The 25750-nt window shown below is 68.8% G+C and carries 25 protein-coding genes; 14 read left to right on the top strand and 11 right to left on the bottom strand.

The annotated features are described in order from the left end of the window. Positions 1-19 precede the first annotated feature (19 nt). Positions 20-517, bottom strand: coding sequence for an LURP-one-related/scramblase family protein (locus AC5L30_RS11085; RefSeq protein ID WP_494866933.1), 498 nt, complete (start codon positions 515-517; stop codon positions 20-22). A gap of 285 nt (positions 518-802) precedes the next feature. Between AC5L30_RS11085 and AC5L30_RS11080 the strand changes: the two genes are divergently transcribed. After that, the gene (locus AC5L30_RS11080) at positions 803-2293 is read left to right on the top strand and encodes a serine/threonine-protein kinase (RefSeq protein ID WP_494866931.1); all 1491 of its coding nucleotides are present in this window, start codon (positions 803-805) and stop codon (positions 2291-2293) included. 130 nt (positions 2294-2423) lie between these two features. Here the strand turns inward: AC5L30_RS11080 and AC5L30_RS11075 are convergent, their stop codons facing one another. Next, entirely contained in the window at positions 2424-3353 is a 930-nt protein-coding gene (locus AC5L30_RS11075; RefSeq protein ID WP_494866930.1) for an NADP-dependent oxidoreductase, read from the bottom strand. A 50-nt stretch (positions 3354-3403) separates the two neighbouring features. Between AC5L30_RS11075 and AC5L30_RS11070 the strand changes: the two genes are divergently transcribed. Beyond that, entirely contained in the window at positions 3404-4051 is a 648-nt protein-coding gene (locus tag AC5L30_RS11070; RefSeq protein WP_494866929.1) for a TetR/AcrR family transcriptional regulator, read from the top strand. 275 nt (positions 4052-4326) lie between these two features. Here the strand turns inward: AC5L30_RS11070 and AC5L30_RS11065 are convergent, their stop codons facing one another. Beyond that, positions 4327-5076 (bottom strand): hypothetical protein, encoded by a 750-nt coding sequence (locus AC5L30_RS11065; RefSeq protein WP_494866928.1) that lies wholly within the window; start codon positions 5074-5076, stop codon positions 4327-4329. Positions 5077-5351: 275 nt separating this feature from the next. Then, positions 5352-5852, bottom strand: a complete 501-nt coding sequence (locus AC5L30_RS11060) for a MarR family winged helix-turn-helix transcriptional regulator (protein WP_494866927.1) — start codon at positions 5850-5852, stop codon at positions 5352-5354. 193 nt (positions 5853-6045) lie between these two features. Here AC5L30_RS11060 and AC5L30_RS11055 point away from each other — a divergent pair, with 193 nt between their 5' ends. Then, complete coding sequence (locus AC5L30_RS11055) at positions 6046-6351, top strand: hypothetical protein (RefSeq protein WP_494866925.1); 306 nt, start codon at positions 6046-6048, stop codon at positions 6349-6351. A gap of 310 nt (positions 6352-6661) precedes the next feature. Further along, a complete protein-coding gene (locus AC5L30_RS11050) occupies positions 6662-7009 on the top strand; it encodes an SH3 domain-containing protein (protein ID WP_494866924.1) in 348 nt (115 codons plus the stop codon). 134 nt (positions 7010-7143) lie between these two features. On the opposite strand, the gene AC5L30_RS11045 is transcribed toward AC5L30_RS11050, so the two are convergent. Together AC5L30_RS11045 and AC5L30_RS11040 are read right to left on the bottom strand one after the other, a co-directional pair. Next, positions 7144-7371 (bottom strand): ferredoxin, encoded by a 228-nt coding sequence (locus tag AC5L30_RS11045; protein WP_238660286.1) that lies wholly within the window; start codon positions 7369-7371, stop codon positions 7144-7146. Further along, positions 7368-8597 carry a cytochrome P450 gene (locus tag AC5L30_RS11040; protein WP_494866923.1) on the bottom strand — a complete coding sequence of 410 codons (1230 nt, stop codon included), beginning with the start codon at positions 8595-8597 and terminating at the stop codon, positions 7368-7370. The genes AC5L30_RS11045 and AC5L30_RS11040 overlap by 4 nt, the downstream gene beginning before the upstream one ends. Before the next feature lie 381 nt (positions 8598-8978). Between AC5L30_RS11040 and AC5L30_RS11035 the strand changes: the two genes are divergently transcribed. Continuing rightward, complete coding sequence (locus AC5L30_RS11035; RefSeq protein ID WP_494866922.1) at positions 8979-10271, top strand: serpin family protein; 1293 nt, start codon at positions 8979-8981, stop codon at positions 10269-10271. 88 nt (positions 10272-10359) lie between these two features. Here the strand turns inward: AC5L30_RS11035 and AC5L30_RS11030 are convergent, their stop codons facing one another. Both AC5L30_RS11030 and AC5L30_RS11025 read right to left on the bottom strand, forming a co-directional pair. Further along, positions 10360-10905, bottom strand: a complete 546-nt coding sequence (locus AC5L30_RS11030; RefSeq protein ID WP_494866921.1) for a GNAT family N-acetyltransferase — start codon at positions 10903-10905, stop codon at positions 10360-10362. Positions 10906-11097: 192 nt separating this feature from the next. Continuing rightward, entirely contained in the window at positions 11098-11871 is a 774-nt protein-coding gene (locus AC5L30_RS11025) for a hypothetical protein (protein WP_494866919.1), read from the bottom strand. Positions 11872-12009: 138 nt separating this feature from the next. On the opposite strand from AC5L30_RS11025, the gene AC5L30_RS11020 reads away from it, so the two are divergent. Continuing rightward, positions 12010-14280, top strand: a complete 2271-nt coding sequence (locus AC5L30_RS11020; RefSeq protein ID WP_494866918.1) for a glycoside hydrolase family 44 protein — start codon at positions 12010-12012, stop codon at positions 14278-14280. A gap of 6 nt (positions 14281-14286) precedes the next feature. Here the strand turns inward: AC5L30_RS11020 and AC5L30_RS11015 are convergent, their stop codons facing one another. From AC5L30_RS11015 to AC5L30_RS11005, 3 genes are all read right to left on the bottom strand, one after another. Continuing rightward, entirely contained in the window at positions 14287-15063 is a 777-nt protein-coding gene (locus tag AC5L30_RS11015) for an alpha/beta fold hydrolase (protein ID WP_494866917.1), read from the bottom strand. A 67-nt stretch (positions 15064-15130) separates the two neighbouring features. Beyond that, positions 15131-15700, bottom strand: a complete 570-nt coding sequence (locus AC5L30_RS11010; protein ID WP_354970464.1) for a DJ-1/PfpI family protein — start codon at positions 15698-15700, stop codon at positions 15131-15133. An 89-nt stretch (positions 15701-15789) separates the two neighbouring features. Further along, a complete protein-coding gene (locus tag AC5L30_RS11005; RefSeq protein WP_494866916.1) occupies positions 15790-16533 on the bottom strand; it encodes a GntR family transcriptional regulator in 744 nt (247 codons plus the stop codon). Between the two features lie 419 nt (positions 16534-16952). On the opposite strand from AC5L30_RS11005, the gene AC5L30_RS11000 reads away from it, so the two are divergent. The 8 genes from AC5L30_RS11000 to AC5L30_RS10965 all read left to right on the top strand — a co-directional run bounded on the left by AC5L30_RS11000 (position 16953) and on the right by AC5L30_RS10965 (position 25741). Further along, entirely contained in the window at positions 16953-18359 is a 1407-nt protein-coding gene (locus tag AC5L30_RS11000) for an extracellular solute-binding protein (protein ID WP_494866915.1), read from the top strand. 122 nt (positions 18360-18481) lie between these two features. After that, entirely contained in the window at positions 18482-19306 is an 825-nt protein-coding gene (locus AC5L30_RS10995; RefSeq protein WP_258399431.1) for a carbohydrate ABC transporter permease, read from the top strand. Continuing rightward, positions 19306-20217 (top strand): carbohydrate ABC transporter permease, encoded by a 912-nt coding sequence (locus AC5L30_RS10990; protein ID WP_494866914.1) that lies wholly within the window; start codon positions 19306-19308, stop codon positions 20215-20217. Before AC5L30_RS10995 ends, AC5L30_RS10990 begins: the two co-directional genes overlap by 1 nt. Continuing rightward, the gene (locus tag AC5L30_RS10985; RefSeq protein ID WP_494866912.1) at positions 20217-21284 is read left to right on the top strand and encodes an ABC transporter ATP-binding protein; all 1068 of its coding nucleotides are present in this window, start codon (positions 20217-20219) and stop codon (positions 21282-21284) included. Before AC5L30_RS10990 ends, AC5L30_RS10985 begins: the two co-directional genes overlap by 1 nt. Beyond that, positions 21284-22360: an ABC transporter ATP-binding protein gene (locus tag AC5L30_RS10980; RefSeq protein ID WP_494866911.1), complete on the top strand. Its 1077-nt coding sequence runs from the start codon at positions 21284-21286 to the stop codon at positions 22358-22360. Before AC5L30_RS10985 ends, AC5L30_RS10980 begins: the two co-directional genes overlap by 1 nt. Positions 22361-22634: 274 nt before the next feature. Then, a complete protein-coding gene (locus tag AC5L30_RS10975; RefSeq protein ID WP_494866910.1) occupies positions 22635-24095 on the top strand; it encodes an NAD-dependent succinate-semialdehyde dehydrogenase in 1461 nt (486 codons plus the stop codon). A gap of 142 nt (positions 24096-24237) precedes the next feature. Further along, positions 24238-24486, top strand: coding sequence for a hypothetical protein (locus AC5L30_RS10970; RefSeq protein ID WP_494866909.1), 249 nt, complete (start codon positions 24238-24240; stop codon positions 24484-24486). A gap of 1 nt (position 24487) precedes the next feature. After that, positions 24488-25741, top strand: a complete 1254-nt coding sequence (locus AC5L30_RS10965; RefSeq protein ID WP_494866908.1) for an iron-containing alcohol dehydrogenase — start codon at positions 24488-24490, stop codon at positions 25739-25741. Positions 25742-25750 lie beyond the last annotated feature (9 nt).

The raw sequence follows: 25750 nt of genomic DNA, 5'->3' as shown, positions 1-25750 counted from the left end.
TGCGGCTGCCGCCAGCGCGTCAGTCCTCGTCGCTCTTCTTCTTGTCGCGGTTCAAGGCCAGGTCGAGCGCGAGGACGCTGCCGATGATGAGCAGCGGGTCGACGCCGGCAGTGACCTGCACGGCGTAGGTGTCGCGGATCGTCAGCCACCGCTTGGAGACCGCGGCCACCTCGGTGCCGTCGCGTTCGATGACGTACTCGTGGTCGAGCAGGTCACCCTTCATCTCCAGGTCGTCGGGCCCCGGCACATCGATGGTGAACTTGTCGCGGAACGGCGTGAGCAGCTTCTTGCGGACCTCCGCGGCCTTCTCGCCGCCGATCCGGATCTCGTACGTGGGACGCAGCGCCACCAGGTGCCGGTGCAGCGTGGCGACCTCACGGCCGGCAGCGTCCTCGATGACGACCTTGTTGCGAACGCTGAGCACCTTGCCGTCGACGTGGAAGACCTTGGTGCCGTGCTCGTCGAGCACGTCGAAGTCGTCGCCGATCGAGAAGAACCGCTCCCTGATGACAAACATGGTTCGATTCTCCCCCACGGCGCACGGACGTGCCGGCCGAGCGCGGCCGACCCTTCCCGCCGTCCTCATCGGTCCGCTCCGCAGAAACGACACCGCTCCAGCGGTGCGCGCCGAACCACGAGACCCGACACCATGTCAACGTCGACCGGCGGGATCGACGAGGACGCCGGAATTGGAGATCCAGGACGGTTCGGGCGCGCTCGTGGCTGACCGTGGAGGCTTCCGACCAGCGTCGAATTGGGTCGTCATGCCGCTGCGAGTCCGCTCTGGCAAGCTGTCCCAGTGATGGTCGGTGATCTGTTGGACGACAGGTATCGGGTCGAGAGCCGTCTCGGTGCTGGTGGCATGTCAGCCGTCTGGCAGGCGTGGGACCGGGTCCTCGAACGCACGGTGGCCGTCAAGGTCCTGGCCGGCGCGCACGCTGCCGCCCGAGGCGCACGACAACGCATCCGGGCAGAGGCCAGGGCCGCAGCCGGCCTTTGGCACCCGCACGTGACGAGTGTGTACGACTATGGCGAACACACCGATGCTGCCGGCCGTCGGGTGTCGTACGTGGTGATGGAACTCCTGCCCGGCCAGACCCTGTATCAGCGACTTGCCGCCGGTCCGCTGCCGCCGGCCGCTGCCATTCGGACGTGCGCGCAGGTCGCCGAGGCGCTCGCCGCCGCGCATGAACGCAACGTGGTGCACCGGGACATCAAGCCGTCCAACGTGATGCTGACACCCGCCGGTGTGAAGGTGCTCGATTTCGGTATTGCCACCACTGTCGGTCGGCCGGAGCTGGAGGCGGACGGACGGCTGTTGGGCACGGCGGCCTACCTCGCGCCCGAGCGGCTCGCCGGCGGCACTGTCCTGCCTGCCTCCGACGTCTACGCGCTCGGACTGTTGCTGTACCGAACGCTGACCAATGAGCTGCCGTGGTCGGCGGAGACTCCGACGCAGATGTTGACTGCCCACGTATACGTCGATCCGGCACCGCTGCCTGATATCGAGGGAGTGTCACCCGAGGTTCACCGTCTCCTCGAAGGTTGCCTCGCCAGGGATCCCGCGGATCGGCCGGTCGCCGCGGAGGTGGCGACGGCCCTGCACGGTTTGGCCGATGATGCCGAGCGGCGGGTGGAACAGGCGGCGCTGCGGGTACCCGAGTCGGTGCCGACTACCGCCGGTTCCTCTGCCGGTCGGCGTCGGCGCATCCCACTCGCCGTGTTGATCTCCGTTCTCATGGCGACGGCAGGGACTATTTCGCTCTTGCTCTCCCAGTTCACACCTACCGATGGCAGGTCGGGCGGGGGCATCACACGTGACGGCACCGCCCCGCCCGACGCCGCCTTCGATGCGTCTGCCACCGAGCCACCTGCGCCCCGGCAGACTACTGGGGAGCCCGCACCATTCTCACGGCCAAGCCGCACGCTGGCCGCTCCGGCGGGGCCGGCTGAACCGACCGCCAGAACCGGTTCCTCGGCCGGCCCTGGCCCTGCAACGTCACCCAGTGCCGAGCAGCTGACAGGGCCGTCGAGTGCCGCGCCGGCGCCGACCTCGCCGGAGCCAGGTACACCCGTTCGAGCACTCGGTGGCGTGGTGACTGTGCGCTGCACCGGCGACCAGGCTCGCGTTGTCAACGTCGCCCCTGCCTCCGGGTACAGACTCACCGAATATTCCTCGGGGCCCGCCAAGGAGATCCGGGTGGTGCTGCTGTCCGCAGGCAACAAGAGCGAGATCAAGGCGCGGTGCGACGACGGTACGCCATTGCCGAAGATCAAGGAGAGCCGTCAGTGAGCGGACGACGCGCGGCCCGGCGCCGTCGTCGGCGGCCGGGCTCGCACGCCGACCTGGCCCCGGCGGAGTTCGGCGGCCACCCCGGGCCGCGCGTGCTCTGGTCCGGTGGACAGAGGCTGGGTGAGGCACCCTACGGCTTCAGCACGATTTTGCCTCGCGCATGGCGGGACTCACTCAACTCGTGGGCGGCGGCCGCCTCTTCCAGCGAGAACACGGCAGCGACCGGCACTGTGAAACGACTCCGCTCGGCGAGTTCGCCGACGGCGGCGATTCCTTCGAGAGCCGGTGTGTCCGCGCCGGGGCCAGAGCCGCGCGACAGGTGCACGCCGTAGGCCGAGGCGTTGATGTCGGCGATGCTCACCACCCTGTCCGGGCTCGCGACCAGGCCGACCAGGTCGGGTAGAGAACCAGAGCCGGCACAGTCGAGTACGACATCCACCCCGCCGGGCACCAGGGTGCGGACCCGCTCGGCCAGCCGGGGGCCGTAGGTGGTCGGGATCGCCCCGAGCGAGACGACGAACTCATGGTTGCGGTCGCTGGCCGTGCCGATGACGGCCGCGCCGCGAGCGACCGCGAGCTGGATCGCGGTCGTACCGACCCCGCCGGCCGCGCCCTCGATCAACAGCGTGGTGCCGTCCTTGACGCCCAGCCGGTCGAGCACTCGGGTGGCCGTCTCGATGTTGCCCGCCGCGCCGCCGGCCTGCTCCCAGGTCAGGGCGGCCGGCTTCGGTGCCCACGCGGCCAGGACGGCGTATTCGGCGTTCGCTCCGCCCATCTGGGCGTAGTCCGTGATCCCGAAAACCTCATCGCCTACCCGAGCCGTGGTCACCCCGTCGCCGACCTCATCCACCACGCCGGCAGCGTCGACACCGGGCACGTGCGGCAGGCGGAGCGGAATCCAGTCCTGGAATCGGCCGGCGCGAACGTACGTGTCGGCCGGATTGACACCCGAAGCCCGAACCGCCACCCGTATCTGGCCGGGTCCGGCGTGCGGTTCCGGGGCCTCCGAGACCTCAAGGACACTCGCGGGACCGTACTTCGAAAATTGCAAAGCCCTCATACAGACGGACGCTAACGCAGGCCGCTGTCCGCCTCGCTAAAGTGAGAGCCGTGACCGATCGTTTGCCTCACGCTCTTCGCTCCGACGCCCTGGACAACCGCGAGCGCATCCTCGAGGCCGCCCGCGCGGTCTTCGCCGTTGACGGTCTGGACGTGCCGATGCGGGAGGTTGCCCGGCGCGCCGGGGTTGCACCCGCCACCCTGTACCGCCGATTTCCGACCAAGGAGATACTGGTCACCGAGGCTTTCGAAGAACAGATGTACGCGTGTCGCGGCGTTGTCGACGAGGGCCTTGCCGATCTGGATCCATGGCACGGTTTCTGTTTCGTGATCGAGAAAATGTGTGAATTGCACGCACGCGACCGTGGCTTCACCGCAGCGCTCATTTCAACCTTTCCCAATGCAGTTGATTTCGACGCGCGCCGTGAGTACGCGCTGAGAGCGATCGACGAACTGGCCCACCGCGCCAAGGAAGCGGGCCGCCTGCGCCCCGACTTCGTCCTGGACGACGTCATCCTCGTGCTGATGGCCAACAGCGGTATCCGGACGACCTCGCCGACTACCCAGGTCACCGCCTCCCGGCGCTTCGCCGCGCTCGCCATCTCCGCATTCCAAGCCTCCCCGGATGTCTCGCCGCTCCCGCCCGTGGCGCGGTTGGCGCCCCCGGCAGCGGTATCCAGACGCAGGCACGTGAGCTAGTACGGGCTCGGTGGGTGCGGTCGGCCGAGTAGTGGCCGCGACGCGTTGGCGCACCAGGTCTGTTCGGGCAGGTAGAGACGCCGGTCCAGCAACGCCCGGTCGCCGGCACCGGTGCAGGCGAGGAACCCGGCGCCCGACTGACCTGAGTTGGCTCACGGTGCCGCGCTCGTGCGGCCCGCGCCCCGTTCACCTACGGTGATGCCTGCAGGTAAGGCTGTTTTCCCGCACTAACCGAATGAGTCAACTGGGTCTGACCCGCCAGCCGTCTGGCGGCCTCAGAGCCGCAGCAGCCCCGCGGCGAGCGACTCACGCAATCCGGCGGGCGGCTCCTGGTAGCCCTCGCCCCACAGCGCACCGGGAAAGCCGCCGGCCGCGAACGCAGTGTTGAGATCGTCGACGAACCAGATCGCGGGCCCCACCTTCCCGTCGATTCCGGGGCCGGGCAGGTCGATGCCGTAGGGCGCGTCGCCGCTGATGTTCGCCTTGTGGAGTTCGTCGGGCGCGTAGTCGAGCTGGAACGGGATGCCGACGTCCCGGCGAGCGGTGTCCCTGAGGTACGCGGCGTGTTCGGCCTCGTAGTAGGAGCGCGAGCCGCCTCGCTCGGCCCACTCGAGCTGCACCACCAAAGGGTCCGCGAGCACGCTGGCCGGCCAACCCGGCAATTCCCCGACGAGCCACACATCGCCCACCTGCCGGATCCACGCGCTGATCGTCATCGGGAACGGCGCGAACGTCACCTCCAGCCAGTCGGCCAGCGCGGGCGCGCCCGGCGACGGGGGAACGTGGGCGCGACACGGCGTCCCCTCGTCGTCGTTCTCCTCCGCACGGAAGCCCCGCGCCTGCAGCCGCTCAACGAGTGTCTCGACGTTCCTGCGGGCACGGTCGGCGAACTCGCGCGCCACCGCCTCGGCGTCCTCGCGGTACGGGGCGTCGAAGACCCGTAGGCCAAGACCGCGCAGGTCGCGCCATACGTCGTCGGGATCACCGGACACGTACCGCGCGTGGAAGCTCGCCACGGCCACCATCCTTGCAGAGAGCCACCAGCGTCGGCGGCGAGGTCCGCAACGTCATCAAGCAGCCGCGGCCGCTGGGCTCGGCGACCATCGTGATCAATGGCACGACACAGACCTTCGCCCCGCCATCCCCGCCGAGAAGCAGGCCATCTGAGCAGCTGGTTGTCGCCCCGCTGGCGACATTGGCCGCGGCTACGGCGTCAGTAGTCGAGCTGCAAGCGCTGCCAGGTCGTCCGCTCGCGGCAGCGACTTGGGGAGAGCGTAGGTGCCCCCCGGCGGCGGGTCGCTTACGGCTGGCGGTCACCGGCTTGGCTGGAGGGGCCGACCTCGGGTACGTCCAGCAGTTGTCGCAGGGCTTGGTCCAACGCCCGCCGGGTGCTCGGGGCAAGGTGCGCAAAGAGTTGTCGGCCCACGTCACTGGCGATCCGCTGCGCCTCTTCGATGCGCTGGCGGCCACGTTCGGTGAGATGGATGGTGTGGGCACGACGGTCGGTCGGCACCGCCCGGCGTTCGGCCAACCGCTGCCGCTCAAGATCGTCGACGATCCGGCCCAGTGCTGACTTGTCGAGATCAAGCAGGTCGGCAAGCTGGCGTTGGGTGAGCGGGCCACGGCCGTCGAGGACGGCCAGGACCGCGAAGTGGCGTTCCTCGAATCCCAGCGGCCGCAGCGCCTCATTGAAAATCTTCTGACTGCGCCGGTGAATGGTGCTGATCTGCATGGCCGTGATGACGTCGGCCGGAAGGAAGGTGAGCCGAGAGGCGTCGGCCAGGGATCGTGCAGCACTCATGCCTGGATCATAGGGCTGTCGCCAGATAGGCTCGATCGAGAATTTCTCGGTCGAGCCTATTGGAGGAGTCGTGGTACCAGATTCGACGAGTGGGGCTACTGCGATCGACCGGACAGCCGGTCCAGGCACGCGGTGTCCACCCGGGCGCGAGGGGCGATCGACCCGGTTACGGACGGCCATCGCGCTGATCTGGGTGCTGGTGGTCGAACACACGTACGCGCTGGTGACCCCGCCCTACGAGCTCGGGATTCCGCACGCGTTCCACCTCAGCTTCGGGATCGCGTACGCGTGGTTGGCGCTCCGGCTACGCGCTGGCCGACGTTGGCACCAGGTGTTGTTGACCGTGCTGCTCGGCGTCCAACTCGTCGGCAGGCTCTTCGTCTTCGCCGCGATCACCGATACCTGGGTCAGGGTCATCCTCGTACTGGGCGCGCTGCTCACCATCGCCCTTGTCGCCCTACTCTGGGCGGCCGGCGGCCACCGACTGCGCAGACGCTGACCAGCGGCAGGCCCGATGGCGTTACGACGCAGTCCGGTCAATAGCCCGGACTGCGTCGTCCGGCGCAGAGACCCCGGCGGACTCCGCCGACCGAGGGCCTGAAGGTGACCCACTGGCCCCAAGGGCTTCCGCTACCGGCAAGCCACTGAAGGTGGGCAGCAGGTCGCGGCCGGCGCACAGGATTTCGCCGTCGATGACGGTGGGCGGGCGCTGCCCGTAGCGGCCCCAGGTCTACAGGAAGCGCACATCCATCGATATAGGGTGGGCTGACAGTCACCTTTGTGGAGGGAGACCGATGACCACGCGACGAATGAGTGCTCGGCTGACAGGTATCGCGCTGCTCGCGGCGGCGGTGACCTACGTTGTGCCCGCGACACCGGCGTCGGCGGCTTGCGGGCAGGGCTGGTCGGACCGGAGCAGCCGTGCAGCCGTGGTGACGGCGGACGGTGTCCGCTACCGTACCGGGCCGCACACGTCCTGCACCGCCTATGGCCAGGTGAATCGCGGCGTGACGGCGTACTTGGACTGCGCCACGCGCGGCGACACGGTCAACGGCATCGCCGTCTGGTGGCACGTGCGCTTCAGCAACGGTAGGTCCGGCTTCATCAGCGGGGCGTACCTCAACCCGTGGGTTCAGTACACCACCGAGAACTGCTGATCGACCGATCGGCCGGGGCCAGGGCTCGCACTCGCGACGAACGACCTGGTCCCGGTCGATCGACGGTTCGACGTGGGTCCGATCTTCGCGGATCCGGGCCGGGGCGGCGTGACGTGACCTGGCCGGATTTCGGGTCACTCCTGCGGCGCGATCAGCCGGTCGTCGGTGGCGTCGTGGACCGTGATCGCCTCCACCGGGCACGAGTCGGCGGCGTCGAGGATGACCTCGGCCGGGGCGACGACGTCGGCCAGCGGCGCGGACAAGCCGCCGACCAGGTGGAAGTGCTCGGGCGCGGTACCGGCGCAGATGCTCGTGCCGATGCAGCGGCGCGAGTCCACCCCGATCCGCCACGCGGTACTCACCAGGCCACCGGCATGCCGAGCAGGCCCCGCACCAACATCCCCCGCTTCCACTCCAGCTCGGCTTCCGGTACGGCGAGCCGCAATCCGGGCAGGCGAGTCACGAGGGTGGCGACGGCGACCTGCAACTCCATGCGGGCCAGCTGCGCGCCGACGCAGTGGTGTACGCCGTGCCCGAAGCCCAGGTGCGGGTTCTGCTCGCGGTGGAAATCCAGCCGGTCCGGGTCGGCGAAGACGGTACCGTCCCGATTCGCCGACGACAGTGAGCCGAGAACCGGCTCACCTGCCCGGACCAGCACCCCGCCGACCTCGACGTCCTCCTTGGCGTACCGGGCGAAGGAGGAGCCGACGCCGAGCGGCACGTACCGCAACAGTTCCTCGACCGCAGCCGGCACCAGCGACGGGTCGGCCCGCAACCGAGCGAGCTGGTCCGGGTTGTGCAGCAGGACGTAGACGAAGTTGGGGATCTGGGTCACCGTGGTCTCGTGGCCGGCCGCGAGCAGCCCTCCGGCCAGCTCCACCAGCTCGGTCTCGCTGAGCCGATCCTGATTCTCGTCGCGGGCCCGCACCAACGCGCCCAGCAGGTCGTCGATCCCCGGCTCGCGGCGGCGCTCGGCGACCAGATCACCGATGTAGCCCAGGAGATTGTTCAGGTACTCCTGGATCGTTTCCATGGGCAGGGAGGTGGTCGAGACGATCGCCTCGGACCAGATGTGGAAGCGGTCGCGGTCGGCGTACGGGACCCCGAGCAGCTCGCAGATCACCTGGATCGGCAGCGGCGTGGCGAACTGCTCCACCAGGTCGGCCGGAGCGCCGTGCCGAACCATGTTGTCGACCAGTGCGTCGGCGATCTCCTGGGCTCGGGGTCGCAGCGCCTCTACCCGACGTGCCGTGAACGCCTTCGCCACCAGCCGGCGCAGCCGAGTGTGATCGGGCGGGTCCATGGTCAGCATGCCGCTGTACTGCTGGCGCGGGGTGAGCCTGGGCTCGTCGCGCTGGACGGCCGGGGCGCGGCCGAACCGCACGTCGCCGAGGACCGTCCGGACGTCCTCGTACCGGGTGGCGAGCCACGCCTCCTCGCCGTAGGGAAGCCTCACCCGGGTCATCGGCTCGTTCTCGCGCAGCTCGCCATAGGTCGGATCGACGACGAGGCGGTCGGGGACACTGAACGGGTACGGCCGCGCGGGCGGAACGGTTCGGCTCTCGGTGGTCTGCGCGCTCTCCGTCATCCGGATTCCCTTCGTCGAGACGGCGTGATCCTCAGGCCGGCACCACGTTCGTAGCGGCGCCGGATTGCCAGCGTCCAGGGCTTGCGGACAGCACACATCAACGCTCAGTAATCTTTCGAAATCGGATCGTAGCGGGAGACGTCGATGATCGCCATGGAGGCTGGTCCGCATCAGCGCGCGTCAGCGTTCTCGTGGCGAACCCCTGCGGGGCCTCGTCCTCGACGACCAGCCATTCCCCCGCGTCGGTCGTCGCGGCTTCGACCAGTCGGAGACCCCGCAAATCGCAACTTCTTCGACGCGCGAGTGACGAACATTGCTGAGCTTCGATGAATTTGCGTCTGTACCTGGCGGATTCCCGTGGGACTGCTCTACCGTCGACACATGGTCTCGCGTCGATCTGTTCTGCGGGCGGTACCGCTTGCGGCCGCCGCTCTCACCGCCGCCCCAGGTGATGCCCGTTGGCTCGGCCCGTCGTCCACCTCGACGGATGCGGACCGCATACCACCCTGCCCGACCACGATGCAGGCCGCCGCCACCGCCGTTCGCGGCTTCACGGCCGACCTCTACCGCACGCTGGCGTCGACCCGGGCAGGCGGCAACGTGGTGTGCGCGCCGTACTCGGTCGGGCTCGCGCTCGCGATGACCCGGGCGGGCGCCGGCTCGACCACGGCGGACGAGATGGACACGGTGCTCCACGCGCCGCATCCCCGCCCCCGCACGCTCGACAGCGGGCTCAACACCGTTGAGCAGACGCTCGCCGGCCGGTACGAGAACGGTGACGGGACCAAGCAGCCTCGGCTGACCACGGCCAACGCGCTGTGGACACGACTCGACCTGGTCCTGCGACCCGGGTTCCGGGACACCCTGGCCGGCTACTACGGTGCCGCGCCGCATCCGGTCGACTTCCGCGGCGCCCCGGAGGCGGCCCGCCAGGAAATCAACACCTGGGTGTCCGATCGGACCAACGCGAAAATCCCGGAGCTGTTGCAGTCCGACGCGGTGAGCCCCGACACCAGCCTGATCCTCACCAACACGATCTACCTCAGGGCGGCCTGGAAGTACCAGTTCACCGCGACGGCCACGGCGGTGGGACCGTTCACCAGGGACGACGGGACCGTCGTCGACGTCCCGGTCATGCGCGGGCCGTTCGACCGGATGGGCTACCTCGAGGGCGACGGGTGGCGCGCGGTCGACGTGCCGTACGCGGGCGACGGGCTAGCCATGGCCATCGTCATGCCGACCCGGGACAATCTCGCCGCGGTCGAGGCGAACCTCGATGCGACCTGGCTGGGCGCGTTGCTGACCGGGTTCCGGATCACCGACGTCGAACTGCGCCTGCCCCGGTGGACGTTCCGCCTGCCGGCCGAGCTGGGTGCCGCGCTGGGCAGCCTCGGCATGCCCACGGCATTCACGTCACAGGCCGATTTCACCGGCATGAGCACCGAACCGGCCCTGTGCATCGACGACGTGGTGCACGAGACGTTCATCGCGGTGGACGAGAAGGGTACCGAGGCCGCGGCCGCATCGGCCGTCATCGTCCGACCGCCGTCGATCCCGCAAGGACCGCAGTTCTTCGTCAACCGGCCATTCCTGTACGTCATCCACGACCGGCTCACCGGCGTACCGCTGTTTCTCGGTCGGGTCCACGACCCGCTGGTCAACGGCCCAGCCTGACCGGACCGGCACCAGGCAACGCTGAGCGTCCCATTTTCTGGCCGGCCCAACGTGTCGGCGGCCTCGGTCCTGGTTGCGAAGACCTGTTTCACAGGTCCATCGCGTAGACCCGGACCTGGCGGCCGGTGTCCGGCTGCACGGTCTCGCGTTCCAGCGACATGCCCAGCTTGACCATCACCCGCGCGGACGCCTCGTTGCCGACGACGTGGATGCTGACCAGCCGCCGCAGGCCGAGCTCGGCACGGGCGTGGGCGACAACGGCCTGGGCCGCCTCGGTGGCCAGGCCCCGACCCCAGTACGCGCGGCCGAGTCGCCAGCCGATCTCCACGGCCGGCATGATCTCGGGCAGAAAGGTCGGCACCGCCAGTCCGGTGAAACCGGCCAGCTCGCCGGTCTCCCCGATCTCCACCGCGTACAGGCCGAAGCCGTGCTCGTCCCAGTGCCGCTGATAGGTGGCCAGACGCTCCGCTGTCGCGGCCCGGTCCAGGGTGCGGCCGTCATGGATGTAGCGCATCACCTCGGGCTGCGCGTTGACCGCGGCGAACCCGTCCAGATCATCGCGTCGCCAGCGGCGCAACAGCAGCCGCGGAGTCTTGAGGGACGTGGAATCACGGAAGCTTGTCAGGTCGGGCACGTCCCCTTGTAGCATTTCGGCGCTCACGGGGCCACACGGCCGGGAAGCTGGTGCTTCGCCTCTCAGCCCGACCAGCCCGGTGACGCCGCCGCCGGGGTGCGGCAGCAAAGCCGCACCCCGGCAGGGACACCCATCGCGACTGACGTCACGACCGCATGTGTCGAGAGCCTCCGAGCCACCCGGGGCTTCAGATCAGCAGCCGAGCCGCTTACTCGAAAGGGCGATGTCGTCGATCCAGAGGTCAAACTCGCCCGGCGTCGTGCCGCCCTGGTACAGCTGCCAGCCGATCTTCACCGTGTCGACGGTCGGCAGGACGAAGGGAACATCGTTGCCACCGTGATCGCTCGTGGAGGCTGTCAGCTCCGGGTTCGCCACGCCATCGATCCACACCGCGACGCGGTTGTCCGCCGCGTCGATCTTCCACTCGAAGCACTGCCAGGTGTCCTCAGCGACCGGGGCGGACTCCCGCCAGTTGGTCCAGTCGCCGGTCGGACCGCCGTCGGCGCCGACCCCCCAGAAGGTTCCGGGGACCGTGGGCGCGTACTGGCCACCGACCGGACGGACGACCTCCGCGCTGCCGGTGCCGGTCGCCTCCACCAGCGTGAAGTGCGCCCAGTCCGGGGCCGTGGGGAAGGCATCGACGCGCAGACGCATCCGGCCGTAGAAACGGTTGCCCGGGGCGGCGAAGTCGTCGACGCGCAGGAAGGCGCGGCCGTTGTCCACCGTGTGGACGTGCAGCACCTGGTTGCCACGACGGGCACGTTCGACGGTGAGCGTGCCGTGGCGGGTGTCGACGCCCCAGTTCAACGTGCTGGGCCCTCCGAGAGGCAGTCGCTCGAAATCCTCACAGAAGAGCAGGCCACGGGGGCACGAGGGCGGGGAGGCCCCCGATGCGCCGGCCGGCGTGCTGCCGACTGCGGCGCCGAGGATCAGGGCGGCGCTGAACACCGCGAGAAATCTGCGCATCGTCATCCTCCAAGACAGCTGGTTCCCCACCAGGTCGACACGCTCCACGATGAGCCTTCCGGCATTGACTCAGAGCGAGGATAGCGCAAACCTGTGGAAGCGCTCCCATCGTCGGGCTTCTATTCGAAAGGAATACTCGTGCGTCCCACCACAGCTCTACTCCCGGTCGTGCTCGCCACGGCCCTCGGCGGTCTGGCCCTGCCGGAGCCCGCCCTGGCCGCGGCCGGCCCGGCGCTGGCCGTGGACACCACCGCCGCCCGGCACCAGATCAGCCCGTACGTCTACGGCATGAACTTCGCCGATCAGGCCCTCGCCCGCGACCTGCGGCTGCCGGTGCACCGCTACGGCGGCAACGCCACCACCCGCTACAACTTCCGTGCCGACACCACCAACCGCGCGGCGGACTGGTACTTCGAGAACATCCCCAACGACAACCCGAGTCCGGCCGATCTCCCGGAGGGCTCGGAGACCGACCGGTTCGTGCAGCAGAACAAGGCCACCGGCGCTGCCACGGTCATGACGATGCCGATGCTCGGCTGGATCGCCAAGGAACGCGCGCGTGCGTGTGGCTTCAGCGTCGCCAAGTACGGCCCGCAGCAGTCCACCGACCCCTGGGCACCGGACTGCGGCAACGGCACGAAGCCGGACGGGTCACCGGTCACCGGCAACGACCCGGAGGACACCAGCGCCGCCGTCGGTCCGGAGTACGCCACCGACTTCGTCAACCACCTCAAGGGGCAGTTTGGCGCCGCCGCCGACGGCGGGGTCCAGTTCTACAACCTGGACAACGAGCCGGACCTGTGGCACTCCACCCACCGCGACGTCCGCCCGACCGGGCTGGGCTACGACGAGCTACGCGATCGCACCTACGAGTACGCCGCCGCGATCAAGGCTGCCGACCCCGGCGCGAAGACGCTCGGTCCCGTCGGCTGGGGCCTGAACTCAATCTTCTATTCGGGCCTCGACCAGGACACCTGCTCGCGCACCGGCTGCTGGTCGAACCCGCCGGACAAGGCCGCGCACGGCGGCCAGGACCTCGGCCCGTGGTACCTGGACCGGATGCGCGAGTACGAGCAGCAGCACGGCACACGCATCCTCGACTACTTCGACGTCCACCTCTACCCGCAGCAGTCCGGCGTGCTCGGCGACGCAGCCGGCGACGCCGACACCCAGGCGCTGCGACTGCGCTCGACCCGCCAGCTCTGGGACCCGACCTACGTGGACGAGAGCTGGATCAACAGTCCGGTACGGTTCATTCCGCGCCTGCGCGAGCTGGTCGACCAGCACTACCCGGGCACGAAGATCGCGATGACCGAGTACAACTGGGGCGGCCACGGGTCGCTCAACGGGGCGCTCGCCCAGGCTGACGTACTCGGCATCTTCGGCCGCGAAGGGCTCGACCTGGCCACCCTCTGGACCGCACCGGAGGCCGACCAGCCGGTGGCCAACGCCTTCCGCGTCTACCGCAACTACGACGGCAAGGGCGGCGCGTTCGGCGAAACCTCCGTCCAGGCGACCAGCGCCGACCAGGGCAGGCTGGCCGTGTACGCCGCCGAGCGGAGCGCCGACAAGGCGCTCACCCTGGTCGTCATCAACAAGACCGGCAACGACCTGACCAGCTCGGTCGCCCTCACCGGCGCCTCCGCCAGCACCGCTCAGGTCTACCGTTACAGCGAGGCGGACCTCGCCGGCGTCGTCCGGGAGGCCGACCAGCCGGTGACCGCCGGCAGCCTCACGGCCACCTTCCCGGGCAACTCGATCACCCACCTGGTGCTGCCGCGCGGCACCACGCCCGGCGACACCCAGGCGCCGACCGCCCCGGGCAAGCCGACCGCCGGCACGATCACCGGCGACAGCGTCGCGCTGGCCTGGACGCCGTCCACCGACGACACCGCCGTCACCGGCTACGACGTGCACCGGGTCGACACCACCGGCACCGTGAAGGTGGGCAACGCCACCGGCACCACGTACACCGTGACCGGGCTGACGCCGGACACCCCGTACATCTTCGTGGTAACCGCCCGCGACGCGGCGGGCAACGTCTCGGCGGCCTCGCCCGGCCTGACCGTGCGGACCGCGCCCACCGCCCCGACCGTCGGCTGCACGGTCGGCTACACGGCGAACAGCTGGCCGGGCGGCTTCACCGCGACCGTGACGATCATGAACACCGGCACCACCGCGATCGACGGCTGGAAACTCGCCTTCGACTTTCCCACCACCGGTCAGAAGGTCGGCCAGGGCTGGTCGGCCACCTGGCAACAGAACGGAACGAGCGTCACCGCAGACAGCATGAGCTGGAACGGCAAACTCGCCCCCGGCGCGTCCACCAGCACTGGCTTCAACGGCACGTGGAGCGGCACCAATCCGGTGCCAACCGCCTTCAACCTCAACGGTCAACGCTGCGGGTGACCTGAATTAGTGACCTGGGTCCCGGCGGAGGAAGCACGACAGCAGTTGCCTGAACTCGTGCGGGTGCTCGATCGCCGGCACGTGCCCGCATCGGCCGAGCACGTGCAGACGGACATCGGCCAGGTGTCCGAGCAGGGGCTGGGCTGCCGTCGCGAGCGGGGTGACTCGGTCCTCGGCGCCGTGGACGAGCAGCACGGGCGCGCGCACCGCTGCCAGCGTTTGCGCCGAGAGGGTGAGCTCGTCGACCCATCGTGCCCTGGGTGGGGGGAACAGCGACGCGAATGCGGCCGCCCCCGCTCGCATCGCGGCGGCGCGGGCATCGACGGCCGAGTCGGTCACGAGCGCTTGGTCGAGGACGAGGCGACTCAGCATGTCTCGTGCCCCGAGCGGGCCGGCGGGGGCGGCCCAGACCGCGTCGAGCTCGGCGGACAGCGGCGCCCCGGGGGCGCCCATCGTCGAGACCGCCACGACACGGGTGACCTGCTGGGGGCGCGCGGCCGCCAACGCCAGCGCCACGGCACCGCCCATGGAGTGACCCACCACGGCGTAGTACTCGATACCGAGAGCATCCATCAGGCCCGCGGCCTGCTCCGTCCACAGCCGGAGCAGGCCACCCCTGGAGCCCGCCGGGACAGGTGTACGGCCGAATCCCGCCTGGTCAGGAGCCACCAGGTGCCAGGACGTACCCAGCGCCTGTGCCGTCGTCGCCCAGGCGCCGGCCCCGGTCGTGCCGGGTCCGGAGCCGTGCAGCATCAGCACCGCGGGCCCGGTGCCGCTCTCCATGACGTGGACGGGGGAACCGTCGACTGTGATCGTCCGAGGTGCCGTCACCGGAGCAGGCCAGCTGCGCTCACGCCGATGCGGGGTTGACGGACTTCGAGAAGACCTCCATCATCGCCCTGCCGAATTGCGGCATGTCGGGCCACCCGCGGCAGGAGACGAGGTTGCCGTCCACGACGTCGGGAGCGTCGATGACCGTCGCGCCCGCGTTCTCCATGTCACCGGTGATGGGCGGGAAGCACGCCGTCTTTCGACCCTTCAGTAGCCCGTACACCGCTGGTACCTGCGCGCCGTGGCACACCAGCGCGATGGGGAGGTTGCGCGCGAAGAAGTGCTCGGTGATGCGCCTGACATCGGCGTCGACCCGGATCCACTCGGGGGCACGTCCCCCGGGGATGATGAGGGCGTCATAGCGCTCGACGTCGACCTCGGCCCAGGGGACGTCGACCGGCAGCTTCCGACCGTTCTTCTCCACGTAGGCATCGGAGTTGGGGTCGAACTCGTGGATGACCAGTTGCACGTCGCGCATCGTCCGGGACGAGACGTCAACGTCCCAGCCGCCCTCCTGCACGCGGTAGTAGGGATACATGGTGTCGAGCTCCTCGGCGGCGTCGCCGGTCAGGAGCAGCGCTCTGGGCACCTGCTTCTCCTCGCATCTGGGGGCGGGTGAGGTGGATCCAATCCGATCCGATCAGGATTGAGTTAGCATTCCTGGGCCCAGCGCGCCCGTCAAGCCTCCACCGCCATTGCATCCGCGTCCTTGGCCTCGTCGAAAAACCGTCGGAAACGCTCGCCGGACCGCAGGATGTGCCGACGCATCGCGTAGGCGGCGGCGTCCGGGTCACGCGCGGCGATCGCGGCCACAATGTCCTCATGCTCGGCCATGGCCAGGTGAGTGACCTGGGTGTCGTGGTGAAGCCGGAAGAGGTGCACGTGGCTGTGCAGGCGAGCGAGCGTTTCACGGATGACCTGGTTCTCGGCGCTCAGAGCGACGAGATCGTGAAAAGCGGCGTCACGTAGCCCGAAGGCGCCATAGGCCATCGGCCCGTTGCCCCCCTCCAACTCCGCCATCTCCTCCAGCATGTGTCGCAGACCGGCCACCTGCTCCAAGGAGGCGCGTTCCGCGGATCTGCGCGCCGCCGCCGGCTCGAGGAGCAGGCGGACCTCGAGCATGTCCTCGAATCGGTCACGGGTGATCTGGGGAGGAATGCGGTAGCCGGCATGGGGCACACGCACGACCAGGCCCTCGGCCTCCATGCGGTTCAGAGCGTCGCGAATCGGCGTCTGCGAGACCCCCAGCTCTCGCGCCAGGACGTCGATCGTGACGCGGGAGCCAGGCTCGATCCGTAGCGACATCAGCTGTCCGAGCAGCGTGTCGTACACCTCGTCGGCAAGCCGGCCACCAGATCTTCCCGGCGGCGTTCCGCCCGTCACGGCCCTGCGGCCCCGCGCGATCATCGCTTCGTCGTCCATCGTGACGTGAGGTCCTTCCTTGCGCCTTCGGGAAGCTGTTGACATCGATCGCAACGCTGCGGGATGCTGACGCCCCCACTCGGATCGTATAGGAAAGGTGGAGGATGCCCGCCATCCTGCACCCATGGCGGAGCCGCCCGCCATCGCTCTACTTCGATCACCTGAAGCTCCCCTAAGCATGTTCGACGTCCTGCTCGGGCCGTCACCGGCCGTAGATGGGCCGAAGGACTTCTCGGCAGCACGAAGACCCAGTACATCGCGGCGCACTCGTGACGCCGGTCCGCGGGTCGGCCCCCGCGACAGCCCGGCGACACGCCTGAACAACCCAGCAACTGCTCGGCGAAGCACATAGCGAGGTTCTAGAAGTCCCCACCCAGAAAGCAGGCATAGAAATGCGCTATCCGAAGCAAATAGGAAGAATGTCCGCTCCCGGCCGAAAGGTGCAGCTGGCGACGGCGGCCATGCTGCTGGTGGCCACGACCATGACGGCTTGTGGCGAGGGCAAGGACGACGGCGAGAAGGCGAGCGCCCCCAAGGCGCCGGCGACCATCCCGGAGCTCACCAAGGACCCGCTGACCCTCAGCTTCATCTGGTTCGACTGGCCGCCCGCCAAGGCATTGGAAGCGTTCGCGAACGCCGAGTACAAGAAGGAGCGGCCGAACGCGACCATCAAGGTCAACACCGTGCCGAACGCGAACTGGCACGACGCGATGTTCACCCAGTTCGCGGCGCGCAAGACCGACTTCGACATCGCGATCCTGGACTCGCAACACATCGGCGAGGCCGTGACGAACGGCAACATCCTCGACCTCACCGACTTCGTCAAGGAGAACATCGACGTCACGGCCTACAACCCGTACCTCCTGGCGGCGTACGGCCAGTTCCCCCAGGCGGAGACCGGCAAGCGCGACGAGAACGCCAGCCTGTACGGACTGCCGCTGCTCGGCGACACCTGGACGATGATCTACCGCAAGGACCTGATCGGCGACAAGCCGCCGCAGACCTGGGACCAGATGATCGCAGCCGCCGAGAAGTGCCAGGCGGACAACCCGGGCGTCAGCGGGCTGGCTTTCCACCAGGCCAACGGCTCCGATGCCGCGGCCGTCACCTACAACACGGTCAACGGCGTCTACGGCGGCAACCTCTGGGATTCCAAGACGCGCAAGATCGATGGCGTCATCAACGACGCTGCGGGCCAGGAGGCGATGGACGTCCTGGTCAACAAGATGAAGCCGCTGACCGCCAAGGGCTCCGGCAACTGGTTCATCGACGAGGTGAACGCGGCCGTCGCCCAGGGCAAGGCATGCATCGCGTTCAACTGGATCGCCGCGAGCGGCGGCCTGCTCGATCCGAAGCAGTCGACGCTCGGCACCACCCGGGAGCAGATTCTCGACAAGTTGGGTTTTGCCACCCTGCCGAGCCAGAAGACGAACCTGGTTCCTCTCGGCGGTATGGGGATGCACGTGTCGGCCTACTCCGCCACGGCAAACCAGACCGAGGCCCTGAACTTCATGAAGTGGTTCGAGCGGGCTGACATCCAGAAGAAGTGGGCCGCGGCCGGTGGCGTGCCATCGCGTACGGACGCCCTGGAGTCCCCCGAGTTCCTCAACGCCGGGCCGTTCAACCAGGTGTACACCGACTCGGTTCCGCGGATGCGCGACATGTGGAACGTGCCCGAGTACGCGCGCCTCGTCGACATCGAGAACACCAACGTGAACGCGGCTCTCAACGGCGCGAAGAAGCCGAAGGATGCGCTCGACGACATCGCCAAGGAGCAGCAGAGCGTGCTCGACTCGAGCAGCCGCAAGGGCGGCGGCGGACTGTGAGTGAGCCCGTCCCTCTGACAACCGACGATCCCGGGCAGGTGGCCTCCGCGAGGCCACCTGCCCGGGGTCGGTCCCCTCGGCTGAGCGACCGCTGGCTCGCCGGGGCCTTCATCTCCCCCGCGATGCTGCTGTTGCTCGCCATGTCGGTGTTCCCGTTGCTGTGGGCGTTGTACCTGTCTTTCACCGACTACTCGGCCACCCGCGGGGGGCCCGCCAATTTCATCGGATTCGGGAACTACACCGCCATCCTGACGTCGGCGCAGGTCCACACGAGGGCCTTGACGACGTTGATCTACGTGGTCGGCGCGGTCGGCCTGCAGACCGTGCTCGGATTCGGCATCGCCTACCTGATCTCACGGCGCACGCATGGGCGAGGAGTGCTGACCACTCTGTTCCTGGTTCCGATGATGCTGTCGCCGGTCGTGGTCGGGCTGTTCTGGCGATTCATGCTCGACGCGCAATTCGGCGTGGTCAACAGCATGCTCGGCTCGCTCGGCCTGGGGCAGGTGGAGTGGCTCACCCGACAGCGAACGGCATTGCTTTCCCTGATCGTGGTCGACACCTGGCAATGGACGCCGTTCATCATGCTCATCGCACTCGCGGGTCTTACCGCGGTTCCCAAGTACCTCTACGAGGCCGCCTCGATCGACCGGGCGTCCGAGTGGTTCCGGTTCCGCACCATCACTCTTCCGCTGGTGTGGCCACTGCTTCTCATTGCCGTGATGTTCAGGGCCATCGAGGCGTTCCGGCTGTTCGACCTCGTCTACATCCTCACCAACGGAGGTCCGGGTGTCTCCACCGAGACGTTGTCGTTCCACATCTACAAGGTCGCGTTCCTGGGCTTCAACACCGGAACCGCTTCGGCGTACGGGATCCTCATGGTCCTCGTCGTCATCGTCCTCACGCAGTTCTACCTGCGCTACCTGAACAAGCTCAAGGAGGGCTGATGGCCGTCTCCGTCGACGAGGCCGTGTCCACAGGTCCTGCCCGGGATCACACGCCCCCCGCGCGCCGCCTTGGCGGCCGAGGCCGCTCCGTGCTGGAGGTCGCGCTGCTGACCGTGCTGGCCGTCGTGATGCTCTTCCCGGTGCTGTGGATGATCGAGACGTCCATCAAGGAGAACCGGGACGTCTACGCCATCCCAGCCAAGTTCTTCGACTTCAAGATTACGTTCGATCACTACAAGGACGTGTTCGTCGACCCCGACGGTGGTCGCTCGGCCTTGTCCGTCGCGTTCCTCAACTCCGTCGTGGTCGCCGGGGTCTCCACGGTGTTGGCCACCGTGCTGGGGGTCCCGGCGGCCTGGGCCTACTCACGCTTTGGCGTGAAGGCCAAGAAGGACCAACTGTTCTTCATCCTGTCCACGCGCTTCATGCCGCCCGTGGTGGTCGTGGTCCCGATCTTCCTCATGTACCGCCAAGTCGGCCTCATCGACAACAAGGTCGGCTTGATCCTCATCTACACCGCGTTCAACGTTCCGTTCACGATCTGGATGATGAAGGGGTTCGTCGACGAGGTGCCCGCGGAGTACGAGGATGCCGCCATGCTCGACGGGTACACCCGTTTGCAGGCGTTCCGGCGATTCACCCTTCCCCTGCTCGTGCCCGGCATCGCCGCGACGGCGGTCTTCGCACTCATCTTCTCGTGGAACGAGTTCGTGTTCGCCACCTTCCTCACCTCCAGCGACGACGTCCGGACGGCCCCACCCGCCATCGCCGGCCTCATCGGCGGCACCACCACAGACTGGGGCCTCGTGGCCGCCGCCTCCGTGGTGTTCGCCCTACCGGTGCTCGTCTTCGCGTACCTGGTGCGCAAGCACCTCATCGCCGGCGTGACGCTCGGGGCGGTGCGACGCTGATGGCGGGCATCGAGGTGACCGCCCTGCACAAGCGCTACCCGGACGGGACGGTCGCAGTTGAGCACGTGGACCTGTCCATCGGCCACGGCGAGCTGTTCGTGATGCTCGGCCCCTCGGGTTGCGGCAAGACGACCACGCTGCGGGCCATCGCCGGCCTGGAGAGGCAGACGACGGGCGACATCCGCATCGGCGACACGCTGGTCAACGACCTGCCGCCCGCCGAGCGCGACATCGCCATGGTGTTCCAGTTCTACGCCCTCTACCCGCATCTGAAGACCCGCGACAACCTGGCGTTCCCGCTGCGAGCCGAGGGACTGCCCAAGCCGGAGGTGCACGAGCGGGTCAACGAGGCCGCCCGGCTGATGCGGCTCGGTCCGCTCCTGGACCGGCGACCGCGCCAGCTCTCCGGCGGGGAGCAGCAGCGCGTCGCGCTCGCTCGCGCCCTGGTGCGACGACCGCGCGCCTTCCTCATGGACGAACCTCTCACCAATCTGGACGCGGAGCTGAGGGCGGACATGCGCACGGAGATCAAGCACCTGCAGGGGGAGCTGGGGGCGACGATGGTCTACGTCACCCACGACCAGGTCGAGGCGATGTCGCTCGGTCACCGAATCGCCATCCTCAACAAGGGCCGCGTCGAGCAGATCGGCACGCCGCTGGAGGTCTACGACCGTCCGGCGAGCCTTTTCTGCGCCGCATTCATCGGCTCCCCGCCGATGAACCTCATCGAGGTGGAGGTGACCGACGGGAAGCTACACGGGCAGGGCGGACTGGTCCTCACCCCACCGCCGGGCCTGCCGCGCGACCGCCGCCTGGTCGCAGGCGTCCGGCCGGAGGCGCTGGAAGTCACCGAACCGGGGGCGGAACGTTCGGTCCCGGCCCGCGTGGTCTCGGCGGAGTGGCTGGGCGACGAAATCATCTACGTGGTCGACCACGGCGGCCAGCGCGACGTACGGGTTCGGATGCCCCCGACTGTCCGTTTCGCCGCTGACGCAACGGTCGGGCTGCGGCACACCGGCGGAACCCCGGCGGTCTACGACGTGAGCACGGAAGAGCTGGTGGCCTGATGGGAACCGTGGCAGCGCACGGGCTGCGCAAGTCCTTCGGCAAAGTCCAGGCCCTGGACGGGGTGACGCTGGACGTGCCGGACGGCTCGTTCTTCGTCGTACTCGGGCCCTCCGGAGCAGGCAAGACGACGACCCTGCGAGCGATCGCGGGCCTTGAGAAGCTTGACGCCGGGTCGGTGCATCTGGACGGCAGGGACGCGACCGGTGACACCCCGGCCGCGCGCGACCTGGCCATGGTCTTCCAGAGCTACGCCCTCTACCCGCGACACACCGTGTACGAGAACATCGCGTCGCCGCTGCGGGCACGCCGCTGCTCTTCGGGCGAGATCGCCGCTGCCGTCGAGCAGATGTCGAGCCTGCTGCACATCGAACGTCTGCTGCAGCGTCGTCCCGCGCAGTTGTCGGGCGGTGAGATGCAGCGTGTCGCCCTGGCCCGGGCGCTGGTCCGTCGCCCGCGCGCGTTTCTCATGGACGAGCCGCTGACGAACCTCGACCTCAAGCTCCGCGTCGAGATGCGCACCGAGCTAACCCGCATCCACCGGAGCCTCGGAGCGACCTTCGTCTACGTGACCAACGACCAGGTCGAGGCCCTGTCCATGGCCGACCAGGTCGCGGTCCTCAAGGAGGGGAAGGTGCAACAGGTCGGAACGCCGACCGAGGTGTACGAACGGCCAGCCAACCAGTGGGTCGCCGGATTCGTCGGGAGCCCGCCGATCAGCCTGCTCGCCTGCCACGCCGAGGGAGATCGTCTGGTCGGTGCGGAAGGCTGGACGCTGCCGCGGCCCCGCTGGACCACGGCCGAGGACGGTCGTGCGCTGCTGCTGGGCCTGCGCGCGGAGGACCTGTCCGTCGAGCAGCGTGGGAATGCGTCGTTGTCGGGGGAGCTCTACGGGCTTGAGCCGCTCGGTGACCGAACGGTGGTCGACGTCCGAGTGGGGACGGAGATCGTCAAGGTCAAGGCACGACCCACTGTCACCGGCACGCCGGGCGAACGGCTGCGTGTCACGGTCGACCTGGACCGTGCGCACCTGTTCGATGCGGACACCGGGCTGTCGCTGTCCGAGGCCGGGCGATAACCGCGTCGGGCGGCGACGGCACATGCTCCCGCACCTGGCAATCGAGCCTCGGCGGACCGTCACCAGTGAGCACGGCCTGACGACGCGGAGACGGCCGTGGCCCGGGAAGGCGATCGGTGGCGCGGGACGTCGCCCCGCAGACCGGGCCACGGCCACCTTCGATCCGCTCGGCAACCTCGCCCCCGACGAGGGCGTGTGACCCGTCCGTCTCCGCGCACAGCGCGATCGCTGAGGTACGCCGGACATCACGAAGAAGATCACAGGAGGCGACGCGATGAGTGACCCGATGGACGTCCTGGCCCCCGAGCACCGGCGGCTCCGGATCGGCGACGCCTGGCGCGACGCCGCAAGCGGAGCCACCTTTGCCGTCGAGGACCCGGCCACCGGCAAGACCATCGCCGAGGTGGCGGACGCCGACGTCGTTGACGGGCTCGCCGCTCTGGACGTGGCGAGCAAGGCAATGGCGGAGTGGGCGGCGACCCCGCCACGGAAGCGGTCGGAGTTGTTGACAGCGACGTACCGGGCACTGACCGAGCGATCCGAGGAAATCGCCCGGCTGATAACGCTCGAGATGGGCAAGCCGCTCGCCGAGGCTCGGGGCGAGGTGGCCTACGGCGCCGAGTTCTTCCGTTGGTTCGCCGAGGAGGCGGTGCGCGTCGAGGGGCGCTACAGCACCGCTCCCGCAGGTGGCTATCGCGTCCTCACGGTACCGAAGCCCGTCGGGCCGTGCGTCTTCGTGACGCCCTGGAACTTTCCGTTGGCCATGGGTGCCCGCAAGATCGCTCCTGCGCTGGCCGCGGGCTGCACGACGATCACCAAGCCTGCGGCCCAGACGCCACTCACCTTGCTGCTCCTGGCCCGCATCATGGAGGAGGTCGGCGTTCCTCCGGGCGTTGTCAACGTGGTGACCACCAAGCGTTCCGGCGAGGTGATCTCCGCGCTGCTGGCCGACCGTCGGACCCGCAAGCTGTCGTTCACCGGGTCGACCGAGGTCGGGCGCGTGCTGCTCCGACAGGCCGCGGACAACGTGCTGCGTACCTCCATGGAACTAGGCGGCAACGCGGCCTTGATCGTGTGTGCGGACGCTGACCTGGACGTCGCGCTCGACGGCGCCATGGTGGCCAAGATGCGCAACATCGGGGAGTCCTGCATCGCGGCCAACCGGATCTACGTCGAGGAGCCGGTGCGCGAGGAGTTCACGGCGCGCTTCGCCGAGCGGATGGGTGCGCTTTCGGTGGGCCACGGTCTCGACGACGGCGTGGACGTCGGGGCGTTGATCGACGATGCCTCGGTCACCAAGATCGACGAGCTCGTCGCCGACGCGGTCGATCGCGGCGCCCGGGTCCTGGTGGGCGGCGAGCGGCCGGATGGGCCGGGCCACTTCTACCCGCCCACAGTCCTCGTCGACGTGCCCGAAGACGCGCGGATGCTCAAGGCGGAGATCTTCGGCCCGGTGGCGCCGATCATCTCGTTCACGTCCGACGACGAGGTGCTGGCGAAGGCCAACGACACCGAGCACGGCCTGGTCGGATACATCTTCACCCGTGACCTCCAGCGGGCGCTCCGGTTCACCGAGGGGCTGGATACGGGGATGGTCGGCATCAACCGTGGTCTGATCTCGGACCCGTCAGCTCCGTTCGGCGGCGTGAAGCAGTCCGGGATCGGCAAGGAGGGGTCGCACGAGGGCATCCTTGAATACCTCGACCTCACCTACGCGGCGATCGACCTACCGTGACCGGCCCGCTGCTCCGGGCACCCGCCGAGGATCACCGCGCCCTGTGCACACACGACCTGACCGGCCTCCACCCGGCGGACGGGACCCGGGCCATGGCCGGCACGAAGTCGCTGGCACCCGGGACGCCGGCCACTCCCCCGGTGTGCGCACCACCGCCGCGGCCGCGGCGGTGGTGCGGGCGATCAGCCCCTTCGGCGGTCCCAACGGCGAAGCCCTCGGGCTCATGACCGAGGCGCTGGTCGCGACCCGGACTCGTACCGCCCTTGACGACGAAGTCCGCGGGGCCCTCGACCCGACCCACCCGTCCAGCAAGGGCGACGTCTTCATCGCGATGGAGCCGACCTGGACGTCCGCCCAGCAAATCGCCGCCGACGTTCCGGAGAGGCACTGACATGCTTGAGACCGTCCGCGGACCACGCCAGCTGATAGTGGGCGAAGGGGTCGCGCAGAACATCCCACGAGTGGTGGCCGAGAGTGGCTCGCGAGTCCTCATCGTCACCGACCAGGTTCTTCTGGGGCAGCCGGGCGTGGCCGAGATCGTGGCCGCCGTGCGGGAGAAGGTCGAGGCCGTCGAGGTGTTTTCCGACGCGACTCCCGACGTGCCACTCGCCGATGTCGCCCTGGCCGTCTCGGTCGCCGCCGAGGTGGACGCCGACGTGATCCTCGCCATCGGGGGTGGCACGGTGATCGACCTCGCCAAAATCGTCGGCGTCATCCGGCGCCACGGTGGGACGCCGCGCGACTTCTACGGCGAGTCGAAGGTGCCGGGGCCGACGTTTCCTCTCGTCGCGGTCCCGACGACGTCAGGCACCGGCTCCGAGCTCACACCCGTCTCGGTGTTGACCGACCCGGACCGTGAGCTGAAGGTGGGGGTTTCCAGCGTCCACATCGTGCCCGACTTCGCCATCGTCGACCCCGAACTCACCTACACCTGCCCGGCGACCGTCACCGCCCACTCCGGCATCGACGCGTTGTGTCACGCGGTGGAGAGCTACACCGCGCGGCCCCGGGCCCACGGACCGCGCGACCCGGTGGAGCAGGTCTTCCTCGGCCGCAACCCGATCACCGACCACTACGCGCTCCTGGCCGCGGAGCGGATCGCCCGTAGCTTGCGCCGTGCTGTCAGGGACGGAGGCGACACGGACGCGCGCGCGGACATGTCCTATGGGTCCATGCTCGCCGGGCTCGCCTTCTCCCACGCGGGCAACGCGGCCCCGCACGCTCTCCAGTACCCCATCGGCGCAGCCACGCACACACCGCACGGCCTGGGCGTCGGGCTGCTGCTGCCCTACGCGCTGGACGCGGCCAGGGATGCCATCGGCGACCGGTTGGCCATCCTCGCCCGGGTGTGCGGGCTCGACGTGACCGACGCCTCGGATGCCGAGGCCGCAGACACGTTCCTCACCTGGCTCGACGGGCTCCTTGCCGACATCGGCATCCCTCCCACCCTGGCGGACATCGGCGTGGCACGCGCCGACCTCCCGCGCTTCGCGGAGATGGCCAGTGGCGTCACCCGCTTGATACAGAACCATCCAGGCCCGACCGACACCGCCAGCCTGACCGCGATCCTCGAAGCGGCCTGGACCGGGGACCGGACCCGACACGTCCTGACCTCGTGCAGGGACAGTGACCGGCCTTTCACATGACGACGGGTT

The organism is Micromonospora sp. BQ32 (genome assembly GCF_059358895.1).
The sequence above is the reverse complement of the archived record's forward strand: the minus strand, read 5'-3'. Positions and strand labels throughout refer to the sequence as shown.

Bases quoted from the DNA above. Each gene is read 5' to 3' on its own strand.
- AC5L30_RS10990 (WP_494866914.1), top strand. From the start codon at position 19,306: ATGGCCGTCTCCGTCGACGAGGCCGTGTCCACAGGTCCTGCCCGGGAT.
- AC5L30_RS10965 (WP_494866908.1), top strand. From the start codon at position 24,488: ATGCTTGAGACCGTCCGCGGACCACGCCAGCTGATAGTGGGCGAAGGG.
- AC5L30_RS11060 (WP_494866927.1), bottom strand. From the start codon at position 5,852: ATGAGTGCTGCACGATCCCTGGCCGACGCCTCTCGGCTCACCTTCCTT.
- AC5L30_RS11005 (WP_494866916.1), bottom strand. From the start codon at position 16,533: ATGGACGACGAAGCGATGATCGCGCGGGGCCGCAGGGCCGTGACGGGC.
- AC5L30_RS10995 (WP_258399431.1), top strand. From the start codon at position 18,482: ATGCTGCTGTTGCTCGCCATGTCGGTGTTCCCGTTGCTGTGGGCGTTG.
- AC5L30_RS11075 (WP_494866930.1), bottom strand. From the start codon at position 3,353: ATGAGGGCTTTGCAATTTTCGAAGTACGGTCCCGCGAGTGTCCTTGAG.
- AC5L30_RS11050 (WP_494866924.1), top strand. From the start codon at position 6,662: ATGAGTGCTCGGCTGACAGGTATCGCGCTGCTCGCGGCGGCGGTGACC.
- AC5L30_RS10980 (WP_494866911.1), top strand. From the start codon at position 21,284: ATGGGAACCGTGGCAGCGCACGGGCTGCGCAAGTCCTTCGGCAAAGTC.
- AC5L30_RS11035 (WP_494866922.1), top strand. From the start codon at position 8,979: ATGGTCTCGCGTCGATCTGTTCTGCGGGCGGTACCGCTTGCGGCCGCC.
- AC5L30_RS10985 (WP_494866912.1), top strand. From the start codon at position 20,217: ATGGCGGGCATCGAGGTGACCGCCCTGCACAAGCGCTACCCGGACGGG.
- AC5L30_RS11085 (WP_494866933.1), bottom strand. From the start codon at position 517: ATGTTTGTCATCAGGGAGCGGTTCTTCTCGATCGGCGACGACTTCGAC.
- AC5L30_RS11065 (WP_494866928.1), bottom strand. From the start codon at position 5,076: ATGGTGGCCGTGGCGAGCTTCCACGCGCGGTACGTGTCCGGTGATCCC.
- AC5L30_RS11025 (WP_494866919.1), bottom strand. From the start codon at position 11,871: ATGCGCAGATTTCTCGCGGTGTTCAGCGCCGCCCTGATCCTCGGCGCC.
- AC5L30_RS10975 (WP_494866910.1), top strand. From the start codon at position 22,635: ATGAGTGACCCGATGGACGTCCTGGCCCCCGAGCACCGGCGGCTCCGG.
- AC5L30_RS11080 (WP_494866931.1), top strand. From the start codon at position 803: ATGGTCGGTGATCTGTTGGACGACAGGTATCGGGTCGAGAGCCGTCTC.
- AC5L30_RS11040 (WP_494866923.1), bottom strand. From the start codon at position 8,597: ATGACGGAGAGCGCGCAGACCACCGAGAGCCGAACCGTTCCGCCCGCG.
- AC5L30_RS11000 (WP_494866915.1), top strand. From the start codon at position 16,953: ATGTCCGCTCCCGGCCGAAAGGTGCAGCTGGCGACGGCGGCCATGCTG.
- AC5L30_RS11015 (WP_494866917.1), bottom strand. From the start codon at position 15,063: ATGGAGAGCGGCACCGGGCCCGCGGTGCTGATGCTGCACGGCTCCGGA.